General features: G+C 37.3%; 19 protein-coding genes. 11 read left to right on the top strand and 8 right to left on the bottom strand.

Going from position 1 to position 17,449, the window contains the following annotated elements; all coding sequences use genetic code 11:
- Nucleotides 1–9: 9 nt before the first annotated feature.
- Entirely contained in the window at nucleotides 10–360 is a 351-nt protein-coding gene (locus ACIQXI_RS15795; protein ID WP_402926730.1) for a YojF family protein, read from the bottom strand.
- A 574-nt stretch (nucleotides 361–934) separates the two neighbouring features.
- Nucleotides 935–1,219 (bottom strand): hypothetical protein, encoded by a 285-nt coding sequence (locus tag ACIQXI_RS15790; RefSeq protein ID WP_402926727.1) that lies wholly within the window; start codon nucleotides 1,217–1,219, stop codon nucleotides 935–937.
- A 175-nt stretch (nucleotides 1,220–1,394) separates the two neighbouring features.
- Here ACIQXI_RS15790 and ACIQXI_RS15785 point away from each other — a divergent pair, with 175 nt between their 5' ends.
- A complete protein-coding gene (locus ACIQXI_RS15785) occupies nucleotides 1,395–1,940 on the top strand; it encodes an acyl-CoA thioesterase (RefSeq protein ID WP_402926724.1) in 546 nt (181 codons plus the stop codon).
- 146 nt (nucleotides 1,941–2,086) lie between these two features.
- On the opposite strand, the gene thiD is transcribed toward ACIQXI_RS15785, so the two are convergent.
- A complete protein-coding gene (gene thiD / locus ACIQXI_RS15780) occupies nucleotides 2,087–2,917 on the bottom strand; it encodes a bifunctional hydroxymethylpyrimidine kinase/phosphomethylpyrimidine kinase (protein ID WP_402926722.1) in 831 nt (276 codons plus the stop codon).
- 174 nt (nucleotides 2,918–3,091) lie between these two features.
- On the opposite strand from thiD, the gene ACIQXI_RS15775 reads away from it, so the two are divergent.
- The 4 genes from ACIQXI_RS15775 to ACIQXI_RS15760 all read left to right on the top strand — a co-directional run bounded on the left by ACIQXI_RS15775 (nucleotide 3,092) and on the right by ACIQXI_RS15760 (nucleotide 4,743).
- Nucleotides 3,092–3,769 (top strand): uracil-DNA glycosylase, encoded by a 678-nt coding sequence (locus tag ACIQXI_RS15775; RefSeq protein ID WP_402926720.1) that lies wholly within the window; start codon nucleotides 3,092–3,094, stop codon nucleotides 3,767–3,769.
- A gap of 74 nt (nucleotides 3,770–3,843) precedes the next feature.
- On the top strand, nucleotides 3,844–4,023 hold the full coding sequence (locus ACIQXI_RS15770) for a uracil-DNA glycosylase (RefSeq protein WP_402926717.1): 180 nt from the start codon (nucleotides 3,844–3,846) through the stop codon (nucleotides 4,021–4,023).
- On the top strand, nucleotides 4,020–4,295 hold the full coding sequence (locus ACIQXI_RS15765) for a YwdI family protein (RefSeq protein ID WP_402926714.1): 276 nt from the start codon (nucleotides 4,020–4,022) through the stop codon (nucleotides 4,293–4,295). Before ACIQXI_RS15770 ends, ACIQXI_RS15765 begins: the two co-directional genes overlap by 4 nt.
- Before the next feature lie 67 nt (nucleotides 4,296–4,362).
- Nucleotides 4,363–4,743, top strand: a complete 381-nt coding sequence (locus ACIQXI_RS15760) for a DUF423 domain-containing protein (RefSeq protein WP_402926713.1) — start codon at nucleotides 4,363–4,365, stop codon at nucleotides 4,741–4,743.
- A gap of 110 nt (nucleotides 4,744–4,853) precedes the next feature.
- On the opposite strand, the gene gerQ is transcribed toward ACIQXI_RS15760, so the two are convergent.
- Both gerQ and ACIQXI_RS15750 read right to left on the bottom strand, forming a co-directional pair.
- Nucleotides 4,854–5,189 carry a spore coat protein GerQ gene (gene gerQ, locus ACIQXI_RS15755; protein ID WP_402926711.1) on the bottom strand — a complete coding sequence of 112 codons (336 nt, stop codon included), beginning with the start codon at nucleotides 5,187–5,189 and terminating at the stop codon, nucleotides 4,854–4,856.
- A 20-nt stretch (nucleotides 5,190–5,209) separates the two neighbouring features.
- Nucleotides 5,210–5,635, bottom strand: a complete 426-nt coding sequence (locus ACIQXI_RS15750) for a cell wall hydrolase (protein WP_402926708.1) — start codon at nucleotides 5,633–5,635, stop codon at nucleotides 5,210–5,212.
- Nucleotides 5,636–5,995: 360 nt separating this feature from the next.
- Here ACIQXI_RS15750 and ACIQXI_RS15745 point away from each other — a divergent pair, with 360 nt between their 5' ends.
- Both ACIQXI_RS15745 and ACIQXI_RS15740 read left to right on the top strand, forming a co-directional pair.
- A complete protein-coding gene (locus ACIQXI_RS15745; protein ID WP_402926706.1) occupies nucleotides 5,996–6,166 on the top strand; it encodes a hypothetical protein in 171 nt (56 codons plus the stop codon).
- A gap of 192 nt (nucleotides 6,167–6,358) precedes the next feature.
- A complete protein-coding gene (locus ACIQXI_RS15740) occupies nucleotides 6,359–6,541 on the top strand; it encodes a hypothetical protein (protein WP_402926703.1) in 183 nt (60 codons plus the stop codon).
- Between the two features lie 31 nt (nucleotides 6,542–6,572).
- Here ACIQXI_RS15740 and hemQ read toward each other — a convergent pair whose 3' ends face one another.
- The gene (hemQ, locus tag ACIQXI_RS15735; RefSeq protein WP_402926700.1) at nucleotides 6,573–7,325 is read right to left on the bottom strand and encodes a hydrogen peroxide-dependent heme synthase; all 753 of its coding nucleotides are present in this window, start codon (nucleotides 7,323–7,325) and stop codon (nucleotides 6,573–6,575) included.
- Between the two features lie 159 nt (nucleotides 7,326–7,484).
- Here hemQ and lipL point away from each other — a divergent pair, with 159 nt between their 5' ends.
- Nucleotides 7,485–8,318 (top strand): octanoyl-[GcvH]:protein N-octanoyltransferase, encoded by an 834-nt coding sequence (lipL, locus tag ACIQXI_RS15730; RefSeq protein ID WP_402926698.1) that lies wholly within the window; start codon nucleotides 7,485–7,487, stop codon nucleotides 8,316–8,318.
- 36 nt (nucleotides 8,319–8,354) lie between these two features.
- Here the strand turns inward: lipL and ACIQXI_RS15725 are convergent, their stop codons facing one another.
- Complete coding sequence (locus ACIQXI_RS15725; RefSeq protein ID WP_402926695.1) at nucleotides 8,355–9,005, bottom strand: RsfA family transcriptional regulator; 651 nt, start codon at nucleotides 9,003–9,005, stop codon at nucleotides 8,355–8,357.
- A 232-nt stretch (nucleotides 9,006–9,237) separates the two neighbouring features.
- Here ACIQXI_RS15725 and ACIQXI_RS15720 point away from each other — a divergent pair, with 232 nt between their 5' ends.
- The 3 genes from ACIQXI_RS15720 to ACIQXI_RS15710 all read left to right on the top strand — a co-directional run bounded on the left by ACIQXI_RS15720 (nucleotide 9,238) and on the right by ACIQXI_RS15710 (nucleotide 16,696).
- The gene (locus tag ACIQXI_RS15720; RefSeq protein ID WP_024362844.1) at nucleotides 9,238–9,465 is read left to right on the top strand and encodes a YuzB family protein; all 228 of its coding nucleotides are present in this window, start codon (nucleotides 9,238–9,240) and stop codon (nucleotides 9,463–9,465) included.
- A gap of 176 nt (nucleotides 9,466–9,641) precedes the next feature.
- The gene (locus ACIQXI_RS15715) at nucleotides 9,642–10,946 is read left to right on the top strand and encodes an HD domain-containing protein (protein ID WP_402926694.1); all 1,305 of its coding nucleotides are present in this window, start codon (nucleotides 9,642–9,644) and stop codon (nucleotides 10,944–10,946) included.
- Nucleotides 10,947–11,437: 491 nt separating this feature from the next.
- A complete protein-coding gene (locus ACIQXI_RS15710) occupies nucleotides 11,438–16,696 on the top strand; it encodes a collagen binding domain-containing protein (protein WP_402926691.1) in 5,259 nt (1,752 codons plus the stop codon).
- Between the two features lie 49 nt (nucleotides 16,697–16,745).
- On the opposite strand, the gene ACIQXI_RS15705 is transcribed toward ACIQXI_RS15710, so the two are convergent.
- Nucleotides 16,746–17,414, bottom strand: coding sequence for a class A sortase (locus ACIQXI_RS15705; protein ID WP_402926688.1), 669 nt, complete (start codon nucleotides 17,412–17,414; stop codon nucleotides 16,746–16,748).
- Nucleotides 17,415–17,449: the final 35 nt, after the last annotated feature.

Below are 17,449 nucleotides of genomic sequence, written 5' to 3'. Positions count from 1 at the left end.
TTGTCCCCCTTAATAAGTAAATGGCGTTTCGCTAATTTCAAGTGCTATCGCCAATTTACCTGAATAGTCTAGTCCAGCCATTAACAAACGGCCTAAATCATCTAATTCATAATGTGTAATGCCTTGAGCATAAACCCAACCATGTGTCATTTTTAAACCGACACGATGTGGAGAGTCGTCCACTACTTTCCCCAGTTCGTAATTAATTTTTGCGTTACGAATAAAAGCACCGGCATTAAAAAATTTTTCATCATAGTGTGCTGCGTAAGAACCGTTTGTCGTCTCAAGATGGATATAAACGTCTTTGTTGGCGAAAGAATTCAATAATTCTTGTAACGTCTCTACTTGTACTTCTTGCATCTTAACACTCCTCTCGATTATTTCTTTCTTAAGTATAGTCAAAAAAGGTCACAAAGGGAAATTGAATGCCCTTTTTATGACAAATTTATGTGGCGACCGATTTTTACAGGTTAAACAGGAGAGAAATATAAAAATGGCAAATGTCTAGAATTTCCTTGCACTTTTTTAAGCAAAATTCTTGAAAAAGTTATAGTAATGTATCAATATATAAAATGTGAAAGCAAATTTGTACAAAAAGTGACGTTTTATTTTGTATGCGGTTTCACACTTCGAAAAGATGTTGCAAATTTGACTTCTCTCACGTAGAGTGACAGCTCGCCATGCAGAAGGTGATTTAAGCTAGACAAAAACGATTTCTATCTTGGTACAATAGATGACGTCCTTCTGCATTTTGGTTAATAGCTGTAGCGTGTGAAGAAGACATGAAAGCTCATTATCATAGGATAGCAAAAAAGCCACAAATCTCTTTATGACGGAGAATTGTGGTTTTTTTGCATGTATGCGCAAAATACATAAGATTTCTCTTCAAGCTACTTAGTGAACAGTATGTGTGTAGAATTAGGGTATGTATCTTTTAAAAACGATTGAGCTTTCTTTCAATGGAATCTAAACGATTATTAACATATAGTAGTTGTTCGAACATTTGTTTAAATTGCTGTTGTTGATCTTGTGAATCATTGGATGTTTTTGATTGCGCAGCTTCCTTTTCCTCTTGTAAAGCTAATATCGTAGCGAGGGTGGATAGTGAATCGCTAAGCGTTAATACAATTGAAGCAATAACTTCAACTTTAGTGGAGGTTATTTCTCCAGCTAGCAAACTTGATGCTTCATTTAATTGATCATTCTTATGTTTTTTCATACGTCTACCTCCCATATACAGCTAATATATGGCGCATAACGAGGTACGGTATCTTGTCCTATTTTTTTAGGATTTGTAAATATTTTAAATTTTCTAAATATTTTATTGCTATTTTTTGAAAAATATAGCATCATAATAGGAATAAAAAAAACAAGAGAATGGGGGAGTTGCTTGCATGAAAGATTATAAGTTTTGTAAAGAATCAAGGGTTATGCGGACTAGTCGGGTTTTTCCGAATGATGTAAACAATCATAATACTCTTTTTGGTGGTCGTCTAATGAGTGATATCGATCAGGTCGCATCCATTTCCGCGGCCAAGCATAGTCGTAGAGATTGTGTGACGGCTTCCACAGATTCAGTCGATTTCTTACACCCGATTCGACCGACAGACTCTGTCTATTTTGAGTCCTATGTGACATGGACAGGCACGTCCTCAATGGAGGTGTTTGTTAAAGTCATATCCGAAAATTTAAAAACCGGCGAACGCAAAGTTGCTGCAACAGCCTTATTAACGTTTGTCGCTTTAGATGAACACAATCGACCTGCGGCAGTGCCAAAGGTTGTACCTGAAACAATCGAGGAAACAAAACTACATGAGACTGCATCTGAACGAGCGAAGGCACGGTCGGTGAGGAAAAAAGAAAGTAAGGCATTAGCGAGTTTTATTTCAATGAACGATCCATGGGATTATCGGCTCGAATTGATGAAAAATTATATGTAAAAAGGCATCTTATTAGAAAATACTGACCTCTACAAAGTGGTAGAGGTCAGCACTAATTAGATGCCTTTTCTAGTTGCAATGTTTTTTATCCGCAATTTTGCCGAGCCTACCGGTGTGTCGCGCGCTTAATCGGCCATCTTATACTGTTAAATTTCAGTGACAGTCACTTCTGGTGCGCCAAAGCGTGATTTCGCACCGTGCATTACTGGTCCAACATAATCATTTAATGCCCAACCATGTGCGATAGCAGCCGATACGAATTCTTTTGCTTCAATGACTGCTTCTTTTATAGGTAGACCGTTTGCTAAATTTGCTGTAACTGATGCAGCAAATGTGCAGCCAGCACCGTGGTTATAAGTAGATGCTACTTTATCTGATTCTAATAAATAGAAAGTGTCGCCATCGAAAAATAGGTCTGTCGCTTTTTCAGTTGCTAAAGCTTTGCCGCCTTTAATAACAACTGCTTTAGCACCTAGCTCATGAATTTTGCGAGCGGCAGTTTTCATTTCAGCAATTGATTTTGGTGTCCCTGTACCAGCTAATTGACCAGCTTCAAAAAGGTTTGGTGTTGTCACAGCAGCGAGTGGTAGCAAGTGTTGAATCATAGCATCCGTGTTGCCAGGGTTTAATACCTCGTCATCACCTTTACATACCATAACAGGATCAATTACTACATTGGAAGTACCGGATTTGGCGATTGCATCACCAGCCATACGGATAATTTCTTCTGTAGAAAGCATACCTGTTTTTACTGCATCAATACCTGTCGATAATGCCGTATCAATTTGTTTTTGAAGAAGTTCTGTTGGTAATGGTGTGACGTTATGTGTCCAACCATTTGGATCCATTGTCACAACTACTGTTAATGCCACCATACCGTATGTGCCATGTTCTTGGAATGTTTTAAGGTCGGCTTGCATACCTGCGCCGCCAGATGTATCTGAACCTGCGATAGTTAATGTTTTTTTAAGAGCCATGTGAAAGATCTCCTTCATATTAAATAGTTTAATCTACCGTTTAGTATAGTCCTATTCTGATTCTGTAAAAATAGTCAGAAATTAATATTTTTATAAGGTCAGCATAAATTGAAACTTGAATAACACATTAAATTTTTGTACCGTTGTAAGAAAGGAAAGGGGCATGTCATTTCGATGAAAAAAGTATTCCCAAATGATTGGCAGACAATACTAGCAGATGAATTAGAAAAAACGTACTATCAACAGTTACGTCAATTTTTGGCACATGAATTTGCCACCCAGACTATTTATCCACCAAAAGAAGATGTGATGAATGCATTTTTCTGCACCGCTTATCGTGATGTAAAGGTTGTTATTTTAGGGCAGGATCCATACCATGGGCCAAATCAAGCTCATGGTTTAAGTTTTTCTGTCAAGCCAGATATTCCACATCCGCCAAGCTTACGCAATATGCTCCAGGAATTACAGGACGATATCGGTTGTTCCATTCCGCAACATGGGACATTAACGAAATGGGCACAACAAGGTGTTATGCTATTAAATACTGTACTGACGGTGAGAGCAGGACAGGCTCATTCCCATAAAGCGCAAGGATGGGAACAGTTTACGGACACCGTTATCGCTAAACTTGCAGCACGCTCAAAACCGATTATTTTTGTGCTATGGGGTAAGCCTGCACAGCGCAAAAAGCAAATAATTAATCAATACCCAACCCAACATGTCATTTTAGAAGCACCACATCCAAGTCCACTAAGTGCCTATAGAGGCTTTTTCGGTAGTAAACCGTATTCCAAAATCAATGCACAGTTAACGGAATGGGAAGAGCAACCAATTGATTGGTGTTTAGAATAAGTGGCACAAATCGTTTGCTTTATACACTATAAAAATCATGGTACAGTTAATAAAGAAGAAAGAGAGGCACAGCGATGCAGGTAAATTGTTTTAAATGTCAATATTTTAAAGTAACATGGGACCCGCAAACACCTCGTGCATGTGTGGCTTACGGCTTTAAAACAAAGCAAATACCATCAGTTGTTGTCAAACAATCGTCTGGCACGGACTGCCTAAAATTTGTGCCAAAAGCAGAAGGTGAGAGAGCGCAATGATTTCATATGAAGCTGTCATACAGCAAGTTGAAAAACAATTAGCCGGAGCGAAAAATGCAAATAATGAACAGCAAATACGTGAAGCACTAACAGCTATTCGTGCATTATGTGATGTCGTACTGGATTTACCAACAGCGACTTCAAACGGAAACGTTCAGGTAAAACAACATTTACCGCAAATGTTAAGTACAGAACAAATGCCATCCACTATAAACTCAAGCAAAATACAACATAACGATGGCGCGAATGGTGATTCAATTTTTGATTTTTAAATTCAATAATTTAACGTTCCTAAAGATTAAAAAGAGCGCAATTAGAAAAAGGTAGGGGTAATTGAACATGAAAAAGTTTATTGTCACAGGTGCGCTTCATGGCTTTTTAGCCGTGGCACTTGGTGCATTTGGTGCACATGCTTTAAAAGATATCGTAGATGATTACGGTCGTGGCATTTGGGAAACTGCTGTGCAATACCAAATGTTTCATGCAACTGGTTTGCTTATCATTGGTTTACTAATGAGTTCAAAATTGCTAGGAGAGATTAAACAATTAAAGTTAGCTGGTATTTTCTTTAATCTAGGAATTGTGTTCTTTGCCGGAAGCTTATATGTGTTAGCCGTAAGTGGTATTAAAGTATTGGGCGCTATTACACCAATAGGTGGCGTATTATTTTTAGTCGGTTGGGTGCTCATTATCGTTAGTGCCGTAAAACATGCAAAATGAACAATATGTAAAGTTGAGAAATGTTTTTTTGAAATAGAACATAGCGAAAAAGTGTTAGATTGATTGCAGTCAATCTAACACTTTTTTCGTTTGTCCAAACTGTATGTCAGTTATGGATTTTGGTTAAAGTAATTCATTTCCTCATCGTATTCTGCGAAATCAAAGTAAATCATTGGGAATAAAAAGCGATGATTTGATTTTATTTCTCGTAAAATGACGTGATCCCGACCTGCTGCTTCTACTACACCGCGTACTGTCTTTGTGTTTTTTCCTTGCTCAATGGCATGTTCGAATGAAAAGTGGAAAGTACCAGGCTTTCCTCGATTCAAACGTAAGATGTTTTCAATATACGATTCCTCACGTCCAGGTGGCCGTCCACTTGGGAGCGTCACTGGAGGAGGCGTCATTTGTTGCTGAGTTGTCGGTGTCCAATAGTAAGGCATCATAAGTATCAACCTTCTTTCATTTAAATTTGAGGACAATCTTCTTCTGTAGGTGAGAAGAAGCAATGCGATTTGTAGCGTCCCGTATTCCACTGACCATACCATTGTGCAGGGCAGTCGCCCTCAGGTCTGAAAAACCATAGCGAGCGAGTAGCCGGATGAAACCTTTCACCTTCAATAACCCTTTTTGCTAAGCGAATGTCTTGTTCACGTGCACGTTGATAAAAATAACTTTTTGTTGTTGCTTCAAACCCCCCTGGTCGTTGATAAACCATTTGCTCGAGTGTTCGAATATCACCAAAATCTAGACAATCTGCTCGTACACGATTGACGCCAACATTGCCGACCATCAGCATGCCCAATTCACCTTCGCCTTCAGCTTCCGAACGCATAAGCCTTGCAAGCAAAGCTGTTTGTGCATCATTCGTCTTTATAACAGCGATTTTCAAACCTCCTCGCAACCAGTATATGCATGAAGGTATTGTAGACATGTTTAATTTCGGTTAAGAAAGAAATTCACGTTTCATTTTTATGAAGCATATCTTAGTAATAACGAGTAGTCCGTGGAAATATGGGCGTTTTAGATAGTCTCCACTAAAATAGGGTAAAGAAAAAATAGAAAAAAATGAACTTGTTTTAGCAACAGTCCTCTTCTTCTATTAGTCGAAGGTGAATGCTACTATGCTAAATTCAAGTTGGAGATCCTGGCAGATGGACCAATTACTTCGACATTCATATGCGGGGTTATTTCATGAGGGGAATGTAGATAGAAAATTGCATGTGTATTACTACATGTGAGGTGGAAGGTTATGGAGATTGGTGTTTGGTTTGGGATTTTATTGAGTGCAGTACTAGCATTTTTGCTCGGAAATATCTATGGTCAACCTCTCCATTGGTATCTTTTTATAGTAATAATCGTAGTCGGCTTTTTCATTAATACGATTATTATCATTTTAAAAGTGAAAGATGAACGTTCTTGAAGTAAAAGGTAGGGTGTTTCTTGTTCGAGTTGGAGCAGGCAGCACCCAATTACCTTTTGTAGAGAAAGCTTCGTTGTTTTTTAATAGTTATTTGCGGTATATGGTGAAAATACTTATGATTTGCAAGTATATTGAAAATACATTGTGACATACTAAGATGAAATGATTATTGTTTCATAAAGGAGTAGTACAATGCGCATTTTCAGTATGTTTGTTGCCATCATCGCCAGTGCATTCATGGCTGTTGGAATTGCTGAGTATTATGATCAGCCTTATGATTGGTATTTAGTGTTCCTCATGATTCTGTTTGGATTTTTTATACATGCCATTATTTTAATAGTAGAGTCGGAATATAGTGAGGAAAACGAAGTATAAAAAAGCGAGCCCATATATGGACTCGCTTTTTTTATTTGACAGCTAGGAAATTCACTAATTTATCGTTATCCAGTAGGTTACCGACGAAGAATGCACCGAACTCACCATAACGAGCAGATACTTCGTCAAAGCGCATTTCGTATACTAATTTTTTGAACTGTAATACATCGTCAGCGAATAATGTAACGCCCCATTCGTGATCATCAAAGCCAACAGAGCCAGTAATAATTTGTTTTACTTTACCAGCATAGCCTCGACCAATCATACCATGAGAACGCATTAAAGACTTACGCTCATCCATTGATAGCATATACCAGTTATCATTACCTTGACGACGCTTGTCCATTGGGTAGAAGCATACATACTTAGCGCGTGGTAGTTCTGGATATAGACGTGCACGCACATGTGGATTTTGGTAAGGATCTTCGTTAGATTCCCCAGCTAAATAGTTTGAAAGTTCAACAACAGAAACATAAGAGTATGTAGGAATTGTAAAATCAGCAATTGCTAATTTATTAAACTCCGCTTCAAGCTCTTGTAACTCATCCATTGTTTCACGTAATGTCATAATCATAAAGTCGGCTTTTTGCCCAACGATTGCGTAAAAAGCATGAGCCCCTGTTTTAGCAACATCTGCTTCATTTAACTTTTCTAGATACGCAATAAATTCTTCAACTGCTGCTTGACGTTCTTCAGCGGAAACAAGTTTCCAAGAAGCCCAGTCAATTGAGCGGAAATCATGTAAAGCGTACCAACCATCTAATGTAATTGCTGCTTCATTCATTATTCAAAGCACTCCTTTATAAGTGAAAATAATTCTTAATTCAGTTTATCATAGTTTGTACAAAATCCCTAAATTCATGATTGATATTCACGAATTTGACACCTTCCATGGATGCTGTATGCTAAAGAGAAGAGATGTAAATAGAGGAGCTTCTAATAAATGAACAGTAATTTACAACAGCCAATTTGGCGTTTTTATGATCAATCCATTAGCTTAAAACATAGTACGCCACTTGAATCATTTGCTACAGATGATACGTTGTGTCATTTAGTAGGACAACTTGAATCACCACCGACAATACGTACTTGGGTTCACCATGCATCTGTTGTACTTGGAATTCAAGATCATCGCTTACCTTACGTACAGCAAGGTATGAAATTACTTGAGGAACGAGGCTACCATCCAATCGTTCGTAATTCAGGTGGTCTAGCAGTCGTACTAGATGAAGGCATTCTCAATATTTCTATTGTGCTATCTGAACAAACAAAGTCACTGGGCATTAATGACGGCTATGATGTAATGGTAGCACTTATTAAAGCTTTGTTTCCGGAAGCTGCTGATAAAATTGAAGCCTATGAAATTGTAGGATCTTATTGCCCAGGGTCCTATGATTTGAGTATGGAAGGGAAGAAGTTTGCGGGTATTTCGCAAAGACGATTACGACAAGGTGTCGCAGTGCAAATTTATTTATGTATTGAAGGAAGCGGTGCAGAACGTGCGGCACTAATCCGTGATTTTTACAGTGAAAGTTTACGAGGTGAGGAAACGAAATTTACGTATCCCCAAATTGTACCGGAAGTTATGGCTTCGTTAAGTGAATTACTAGACACATCTTTAACAGTGGAAGATGTGGTCATTCGTTTGCAGCAAATTCTTATGGCACTAGCGGATGAAGTACGCTTAGAGCCCTTTCATGACGATGAATTACAACTATATGCATTTTATTTACAACGCGTGTTCGAACGAAATGCCAAAATGCTTGCTACAAAATAATGGTGCCTATCTTCTAGCAAAAAAAAGGCGATTGTGCTAACTAAGCACATCGCCATTTTCTGATTGATAGTTTGGACCACTAACAACTAGATTGCCGTTTTTCTCCATTTTGAACACAGGAGCAATACGTTCTTCCTCTTCATCTAGCGTTACAAGACGTCTAGCACGGTTCATAATTTGCACAAACTGTTCATAATCTTTACGAATCGCACGATTTTCTTCTTCAAGCTGCGTAATTGTTTTCTCTAGTTTTTTATTTTTCTCGGATGTTACGTGCACAAGTTGTCTCCATTTTGAAGACTCATTCCCTACTTCACCAGAATGTTGTAAACGTAGTAAATATGCTATGACAATATCAAGAGATAGGGCAGATAGTGGAATTGACTTGCTATCTGTATCACTATTATTTATTGTAAACATATTTGAAGAACGACGTCTTGCTGGTGCACCCAACACTCGCATTCTCTCTTTTCTTTCCTTTTTCGCTTCGGCTAGTTGCTCCTCATACGTTTTGCGAACAACTGCATTCCAGCGGAAACCACATGCAGCGGCTGTACGATTTAACGCATCACCGGCTTCTTCAAAAGCATTTAATTGTGTACTACCTTCCGTAACGTGACGAATTACTGCCTCTGCTAGCAATTCATCGTTTTCTTCTAACCAAGCATCTTGTCTAACTTTACTCATATAAAATCCTCCCACCTTTATTTGGAACTTCCTTATTTATCTCTAGCATGACCAATCTTTTAACCTTTTATTCATCCATGTGGAAGGAATTATGCTTGAATACAAGGGGAAAAGTACGATACAATACCGGATGTAGGTTTGTGCGTATACTGCATACTTAAATATGTGAAAGTTATGCGGACATTAAAAATATCATTAAATAAAATACTATATAGAAAGGGTTGTTGACAAAATGGCAAACGAATTTAAAGTTTGCGATGAATGTCAGGCCGTTAACTTAAAAACGTTAATTCCAAAATTAAAGGAAATCGATCCTGATGCAACCATCGAAATAGGGTGTCATTCTTACTGTGGCCCAGGTCGTAAAAAAACATTTACATTTGTAAATAGTCGCCCTGTTGCTGCATTAACAGAAGAAGAACTAATGGAAAAAGTTTTAGCGAAATTAAAAAATAAGTAATAAAAAACTATCTTCACATGGTTGAAGGTAGTTTTTGTTTTAGTGAGAAAAACCTAAATGAGGAGAAAATTACATACAATTAGGTTGGTAGTCTTTTTAATTACAGTGCAATCTCTATGCTAGTTCTATATTGTTTGCATATAATAGAAGAAAGATGAAATGGAGGTGCTGTACAAATGACACATTATGCAAAGGCAAAATTACAAGAGGAAAAAGTATTTAAAGATCCAGTCCATCGTTATGTACACGTAAGAGATCAAGTTATTTGGGATTTAGTAGGGACAAAAGAATTTCAACGTTTACGTAGAATTCGCCAGCTTGGCACAACGTTTTTAGTATTCCATGGAGCAGAGCATAGCCGTTTTAGTCATTCACTAGGTGTATACGAAATTGTGCGTCGTATTGTCGATGATATTTTTGTAGGTCGTCCAGATTGGGACGAGAACGAGCGGTTGCTAGTGCTTTGTGCAGCCCTATTACATGATTTAGGACATGGCCCGTTTTCTCATGCATTTGAAAATGTTTTTGAGTTAGATCATGAATACTATACGAGACAAATTTTACTTGGAGATACGGAAGTACACGCAGTGCTCAAAAAAGTAGCGCCAGATTTCCCTGAGAAAGTGTCGCAAGTAATTGAAAAAACGTATCCGAATAAGCAAGTCATAAGCTTAATATCAAGTCAAATAGATGCCGACCGAATGGATTACTTACAACGTGATGCCTACTTTACAGGCGTAAGTTACGGTCACTTTGATATGGAGCGCATTTTACGTGTCATGCGCCCTCGTAAAAACCAAGTAGTCATTAAAGCTACTGGAATGCATGCTGTAGAAGACTATATTATGAGTCGCTATCAAATGTATTTACAAATTTATTTCCACCCAGTATCACGTAGCGCAGAAGTTATTTTAAATAATATTTTAAAACGTGCAAAACAATTAAGCAAAGCGGGCTACCAGTTTAAGCATGAGCCTACACACTTTTTAGCATTTTTCCAAGACTCCATTACGTTGGAAGATTATCTTGCACTAGATGAAAGTATTCTTTTTACATATTTTCAATTATGGATGCAAGAAGATGATGAGATATTACGTGATTTAAGTCGCCGTTTTGTTAATCGCAAGCTATTCCAGTACATCGATTTAGATCCAGGCGTTGAACTCGAGAAATATCAAAAGTTACAAGCATTATTTAAACAAGCAGGCATCGATCCAGAATACTATTTAGTCCATGATACAACAGCGGATCTTCCTTATGATTTTTATCGACCAGGTGAGGAAGAAGTACGTGTTCCTATCTTTTTAGAAATGAAAAACGGAGAATTACGGGAATTATCACGGGAATCTATTATCGTCGATTCCATTTCAGGTCGCATGAAGCGAGATCATAAAGTATATTTTCCACTCGATATATTACAAGACAATAGTACCCAGGCATCAGTAAAAAAACAAATTTTAAAATTATTACAAGTAAAATGAAAAAATACTAAGAAAATATATCTAATTCAGGGATATACAAACTCTTAATTGTGTATATATAATATAAAAGCACTAAACTCACTTGATTATAGTGATAGTTTAGTGCTTTTTATTATGTGTAATTTCTTATGGAGTAAAAATATTCGCTAGGTGTTTAGGAAAACATGATGAAATAAATGGTAATGTTTAGAATTTGTTTAGAAAAGTTTTTTATAATGAAGTAAATCCTAAAAGGGGGTGAGGCCATTATATTATCAGGGGCGTCACATCAGCTTAGGATACATACAACTGTCAATCAACACAATGACTAGACAACATGATATTAGACACCGTGAAAGATAGTTTTATATGTATTCGCAACGACGACGAGTTATTTAAGGGGAAGAGGGGCAAACCGAATGTTTGAGCAAAGTTTTCAAGAATAGAAAAACTTGCACTGTCGTCAACAAACGCCAATAGGAATCTCTCTAAACTTAGAAAAGGAGAGACACATGAAAAAATTAAATTTAGCCATCATTACATTATTGCTTGTGTTCCAAACCGTACTTTCACCGATTTCTGTGTTTGCGGATGATGTGGATTCTACTTTACCTCCGTCTACAGAGGTGGGAACGGATGAAGGAACCGAAGAAGGAACTCCTGATGGAACAGAAGCGGGAGAAGATACGGATGATTCAACAGTAACACCACCGGAGGGAAATGAAGAAGATGGTGAGGTTGTTGAAGAAGAACCGACCGAAGAACTTAAGCCGGAAGTACTTTTGGATGAGAATCCGAAAATCGCAAAAGAAATTCCAGCCTCTTTAACAGCTTTTAAAATGGAGATTGGTGGCAAAGAAGTTGGAGATGGAAATTTTGACACAGAATTACCTACCAATACTGTAGCTAACTTTACTGTTAAATTTTCTGTTCCAATGCAAGATGATGAAAAGGAAGCATGGGGCGATGGTAGTTGGTTTGAATTTCAATTACCAAAATCATTAATTGACTTTGATGGTGCATTCTTTGGTAAGAAAACAGTAAACGGCATTACTTATAATTATACAACGACTGATAATAAAGTACGTGTAGAGCTAAGTGGTATGACACCAGAAGCTAGTAGTCCGCAACCAGAAGATTTAATTATTAATTTTGCTTCTGGATTTAATAATCTTTCCGATGACATTGAGCAGGACCTAGAAATTCCAGCAGCTAACGGTGGTAGCGAGATAATTAAAGCGAGCATTACGTTTATTCCATCAACAAGTGGAGAAAAAGTAAATAAAGAAAAGATTGGTACACCAATAGCTACAGCAAGTGGGAATCACGAAATGGAATGGGAAGTATGGGTTAATAAAGCTGGTAAGGAGTTAATTAATCCAACTTTAACGGATGAAGCGACAGGCGGACACGCTATCGTTGATGGATCGGTTAACGTTTATCAATATGTAGTTGGTTTGAATGGTGTGAGAGATAAAGGTGGTACTGGTATTGAAGTTTTTACAAATGGTAACTGGGGAAATATTGAAAGTAAGCTTACTGGCAAATTCGCCTATAAAATTACGTATAAAACACAAGTAACTTTAGAAGCAGATGGTCGCGATGGTAACGCTAAATTTAACAATAAAGTTACCTTTACTAATAATGGAACACCAGAAGTATCTGAAGCAACTCACGAAATTACTTATGGAAAAGCATTAGCTAAAAAGAAAGTAAGTAGCACAAACTATAAATCATCTTGGAGAATTGACTATAATCATAATTTGTTAAATATTGATCAAGCTAAAGCAGTAATTACAGATACAATAACAGGCCCTCATGAGATAGATATATCGTCTATTAAAGTGTATAAAATGAATGATGCAGATGGAAATATAGCAACTTCAGTGGCTGGTGGTGAAGAAATTACAACAGGCTTTACTATTACAACAGACACTGGTGATGTTAAAGCGTTTACGCTGAAGTTTGATGCTGCAATTTCAGATGCATATACCATTGTTTATGATGCGAACTATAATAAACAAGATTTTTATGAAAATGAAACCGGTTCGTTTAAAAATAATGTAAAGAGCGGCTCAGACAAGAGTGTTGATGTACCATACACTTTAGCAGAAAATCTATTATCAAAATCACATACAGTTGACTTTGATGAAAAAGTAATTAATTGGGAGATTGTTATTAAGTCGGATAACCCTAATAAAGCTATTAGTAATTTAACATTAACAGACACTTTTACTAACGGTGCAATAAATGGTGAACATGAATTGATAGAAAAATCTGTAAAACTAGACGGCCAAGCTGTGGTTTATGCTCTTATTGATGAGAATAAGACTAAGGGCTTTACAATTACAGGGATTAATGTGCCTGCAGGTGGAAAAGTAACTGTAACTTATCAAACAAGCTTTGCGATTAATGATGAAGGGGAAGTAGAGACACAGGGTTACGGCAATACAGCTGAGACAGAATGGACAAGTGGTACTAAAACCTACAAGAAAACTGCAACTGATGACTATGTTCCAGGTACAACTACGGTTAATAATGGCAGTAAATCTGGGAAGTTCAACTATTTAACACAGCGCTTTACATGGGATGTAAAAGTGAATATCAATAAAAAGGATATTAGTGGTGCTGTATTAGTTGATACGGTTGGAGAAGGGCATAAGTACGTAGCAGGAACAATCGAAGTATTACCTTTAACCGGATTAGGTGGTAGTGATACAGGCGGTACAATTAGTACGACTCCGATTGATAAGGGAAGTTATAAAATTTCAAATGAAACGGAAAAAGGATTTACTTTAACATTTAACAATGATTTAGGAGATTTAAACAACAAAGCATATGTTGTCCGGTATCAAACAATGGACGATGATAATATTTTAGGTATTGGTTCTGAAGCTCCCTCAGAAAAAGGAAATGTTTATAAAAATGGCGCTACATTTAAAACAAAAGGTACTCAAGAATTTACACTAGATTCAACACCAGTAACAATTGATGAAAATGTAGCAAATAATTTAATTAAGAAGAACACGCCAACTCAAAACGCGACTACAGAAAAAATTACATGGACATTAGAGGTGAATAGATCACATTCTAATCTTGGTAACAACGTAACATTAACAGATTTACCGGGTAATAATTTAATGTTATTGGAAGAAAGCATTAAAATAGCGCCATATAAAGTTTCAGAAGATGATATTACAAAGGATAACTCTTGGAAAACACCTCAGGAATTAGGGTTATCTGTAACATTTGATAGTAAGGGTGGATTTAGTCTAGTATTTCCAGACCTAAATAAAAAGGGCTATCAAGTGAAGTATGAAACAGTGGGATTCGGTAAAGCAGGTGATAATTTAGAAAATACTGCGACATTAAATTATAATAACGAAACCAAACCGAACCAAAATACTGAAGATCGATTTAATGGGGAAATGACTTTTAGTAGTTCTGATTCAGACTTTACATCAACACGTGGAAGTGCAAAATTCAAAAAGATTGGTATTGATTCAGCTACTGGCCAATTTAAAGAGAATTTGGGTGGTGTAACATTCCAACTTATTAAAAAGACAGCAAAAAATGAATATATCATTAAAACAGCGACGACAGATACAAATGGTGAAATTACATTTGAAAATGTACCGTATAATGATTATCTCATTCGTGAAGTAACTGCACCATCTGGTTATGACAAGATGGAAGACTTTAAATTTAAGTTAGATGAAAATACTACACTCGATAAGCATCCTGATTTAGTAAAAGAACTTGTAAATACAACACAAGTAACTGGTTGTACACAATTTGAATTTGCCATTAATGATGTTGATGGTACACCTATCACTTCTGGGAAAGTTACTTTAAAGGATAAAAACGGTGTTGAAACATCGCATGATGTAAACAATGGAAAAGTGACATTACCGGAAAAATACGTAGCCGGTGATTATACAGTAACTCATTCAGTCGAAGGTAATTTAGGTAAAGTGACTGTTAAATATGATGGTACATGTAAAGCGCCTGCTACAATTCAACCAGCACCGAACTGTCCACAATTCACTGTTTCATTATTTGAAATGAAAGATAGTTCAAAAGTTGCGAGACCAGGCGTAACTGTAACATTGAAAGATTCTACGGGAAATTTAGTTACCGTGAAAGATGAAAATGGATCTTCGGTAGTATTAAAAACAGATGCAGATGGTAAATTTATTATGCCATCGACGAAGGATAATCCAGATGGTATCAAAGCTGGTGAATATTCAGTTTATGAAGGCAATCAATATCTTGGTATGATTACAGTTTCATATAAAGTAAACTGTGAGTATGAATTACTTCAAGCACCAAAATGTCCAACATTCGAACTAACTGTAAAAGACGTAGACGGCAAATTAGTTGCTGACGGCACGTCTGTAACAGTGAAAGGTGCAGATAAAAACATTGTTGCTACTGAAACGACAACAAACGGTATTATTGAATTAACGAATTTAGAGCCGGGCGTTTATACAGTTGAAGTAGATGGTAAAGTAATTGGCAGTTTCCAATCGAATATTGACTGTGAAGCGACAGTGCAGCCAACACCTGCATGTACACAATTTACATTAACGGTGAAAGATGAAGATGGAAATATTCGTCCTAATATTAGCAATATCATAATCAAAGATAAAAATGGAGCGATTATTGCTACAGGCAAAACGAATGAATTGGGTCAAATTTTAATAGAATCTAAAGATATTCCATCAGGTGACTATGATGTTTATCAAGGGGATCTGTATATTGGCCAAATAACAGTACAATATTCCATTAATTGTGAAGCGGAAATCTCAGCAGCACCTGCATGTCCGTCATTTACATTAACTGTGCAAACGGCATTTGGTACACCATTAGCTAATGCAAAAGTGACGGTGAAGGATGCTAAAGGTAATGTTGTGAAAGATGCTGACGGTAATGACGTTGTAACAACAAGTGTTGCTGGTACAATTGTTTTACCAAACAAAGCAATTCAACAAGGTACGTACTATGTATATGAAGGAAGCCGATTAATTGGCTCATTCACAGTAAAAGATACATGTTCGGCATTAGTAAAACCTGCATTACCAGGCGGAGGCGGTGGTGGTTCAACACCGGATCCAGGTAATCCGGAAGAACCGAACAAGCCGGCACCAGATCCAGGTAATCCGGAAAATCCGAATAAGCCGACACCAGATCCAGGTAACCCGGAAAATCCGAACAAGCCGACACCAGATCCAGGTAACCCGGAAAATCCGAACAAGCCGACACCAGATCCAGGTAATCCGGAAAATCCGAACAAGCCAACACCGGATCCAGGTAACCCAGAAGATCCGAACAAACCGAATCCGGATCCTGGCAAGCCAGTTGACCCTGAGAAACCAACTACAAATCCAGGTAATCCGTCAACAGATTCTAAAGATCCAACGACGCCTGGAAAACCAGAAACGTCTAAGCCATCTGTACAAGATGTGATTGAGCAAGGGAAAAACTTACCGCCTTACAATCCTTCTACTGCAACGAAAGACAAGCTTGATGCGTATAAGGACTTCCTTGATAAATATAATAATTTATCACAAGAGGAACAGGCGAATGTAGCAAAAACACTTGATATTAACAAAATTAAGGAAGATGCTAAACGTTTGGAAGCTCAACTAAAGGCACAAGGCAAATTGCCACAAACAGATGGAGCAACGCAAACAGGTCTTACACTTGTTGGTGTAGTTCTCGTGTTAGGTGCATTGTTCTTCTTGCGCCGTCGTAATGTAGAAATGTAATAAAGAACATTAAGAACCCCCATGACAAAGAGTCATGGGGGTTACTTTGTTAAAAGGCTTCTGACAGTTTAGCAGGTGCATGATCTAGCGGATATTGTTCCACAAAATCTGCACGGATTGCCAGGCGTTTCGTGCCATTATCTGCACAAGTAATTAGCGTCAATATAGTTTCATTCGGGATATCATCAATGACATACACATCGGTGGCAGCGATAATTTTTTTGGTCGTTAATTGGTATTCATAAATATTTGTTAAATCTGTAACGTAAATCGTATCGCCAATATTGGCTTTATATAAGGGGCTAAATAATATATCTTTTTCTTCAAAATAGTGACCAGCTAAGGCGTAGTTTCCTTGTCCCAATTTTTGGTTAGCCTTCATCGTGCCGGCTCCGACCGCAAGCGAGGCATTGCCAACACCTTTAATAATCGGAAGGTTCATGTCCACATTCGGAATGGCGATACTACCGATGACAGGTAAATGTTCAATCTGTGTTTGAGCTTTTAATACTTCTACTATGGAGAGGGATTGAACATCTTCAAACTCAAAATCTGCTGTGGTGTGATTGTTCTTCTGTAAATCTTCTGCGCTATAATTGGTCGTATTTAGTTGTTTACTTAAATGAGCAATCACTGCATGCGAAATAGGATTAATAAAAATAAGTAATAAACCAATGATCAGCATACAAATAAGTAGAAATCTTTTGAGCTTCTTCATATGTGTAGAGTCACCTCCCTTTGTGTAAGTGAGAA

Source organism: Lysinibacillus sp. NPDC097195, from assembly GCF_044762075.1.
GTDB lineage: Bacteria > Bacillota > Bacilli > Bacillales_A > Planococcaceae > Lysinibacillus.
The sequence above is the reverse complement of the archived record's forward strand: the minus strand, read 5'-3'. Positions and strand labels throughout refer to the sequence as shown.

Excerpts from the sequence above, each read along its gene's own strand:
- ACIQXI_RS15795 (WP_402926730.1), bottom strand. The coding sequence starts at position 360 with ATGCAAGAAGTACAAGTAGAGACGTTACAAGAATTATTGAATTCTTTC.
- ACIQXI_RS15790 (WP_402926727.1), bottom strand. The coding sequence starts at position 1,219 with ATGAAAAAACATAAGAATGATCAATTAAATGAAGCATCAAGTTTGCTA.
- ACIQXI_RS15785 (WP_402926724.1), top strand. The coding sequence starts at position 1,395 with ATGAAAGATTATAAGTTTTGTAAAGAATCAAGGGTTATGCGGACTAGT.
- thiD (WP_402926722.1), bottom strand. The coding sequence starts at position 2,917 with ATGGCTCTTAAAAAAACATTAACTATCGCAGGTTCAGATACATCTGGC.
- ACIQXI_RS15775 (WP_402926720.1), top strand. The coding sequence starts at position 3,092 with ATGAAAAAAGTATTCCCAAATGATTGGCAGACAATACTAGCAGATGAA.
- ACIQXI_RS15770 (WP_402926717.1), top strand. The coding sequence starts at position 3,844 with ATGCAGGTAAATTGTTTTAAATGTCAATATTTTAAAGTAACATGGGAC.
- ACIQXI_RS15765 (WP_402926714.1), top strand. The coding sequence starts at position 4,020 with ATGATTTCATATGAAGCTGTCATACAGCAAGTTGAAAAACAATTAGCC.
- ACIQXI_RS15760 (WP_402926713.1), top strand. The coding sequence starts at position 4,363 with ATGAAAAAGTTTATTGTCACAGGTGCGCTTCATGGCTTTTTAGCCGTG.
- gerQ (WP_402926711.1), bottom strand. The coding sequence starts at position 5,189 with ATGATGCCTTACTATTGGACACCGACAACTCAGCAACAAATGACGCCT.
- ACIQXI_RS15745 (WP_402926706.1), top strand. The coding sequence starts at position 5,996 with ATGGAGATTGGTGTTTGGTTTGGGATTTTATTGAGTGCAGTACTAGCA.
- ACIQXI_RS15740 (WP_402926703.1), top strand. The coding sequence starts at position 6,359 with ATGCGCATTTTCAGTATGTTTGTTGCCATCATCGCCAGTGCATTCATG.
- hemQ (WP_402926700.1), bottom strand. The coding sequence starts at position 7,325 with ATGAATGAAGCAGCAATTACATTAGATGGTTGGTACGCTTTACATGAT.
- lipL (WP_402926698.1), top strand. The coding sequence starts at position 7,485 with ATGAACAGTAATTTACAACAGCCAATTTGGCGTTTTTATGATCAATCC.
- ACIQXI_RS15725 (WP_402926695.1), bottom strand. The coding sequence starts at position 9,005 with ATGAGTAAAGTTAGACAAGATGCTTGGTTAGAAGAAAACGATGAATTG.
- ACIQXI_RS15720 (WP_024362844.1), top strand. The coding sequence starts at position 9,238 with ATGGCAAACGAATTTAAAGTTTGCGATGAATGTCAGGCCGTTAACTTA.
- ACIQXI_RS15715 (WP_402926694.1), top strand. The coding sequence starts at position 9,642 with ATGACACATTATGCAAAGGCAAAATTACAAGAGGAAAAAGTATTTAAA.
- ACIQXI_RS15710 (WP_402926691.1), top strand. The coding sequence starts at position 11,438 with ATGAAAAAATTAAATTTAGCCATCATTACATTATTGCTTGTGTTCCAA.
- ACIQXI_RS15705 (WP_402926688.1), bottom strand. The coding sequence starts at position 17,414 with ATGAAGAAGCTCAAAAGATTTCTACTTATTTGTATGCTGATCATTGGT.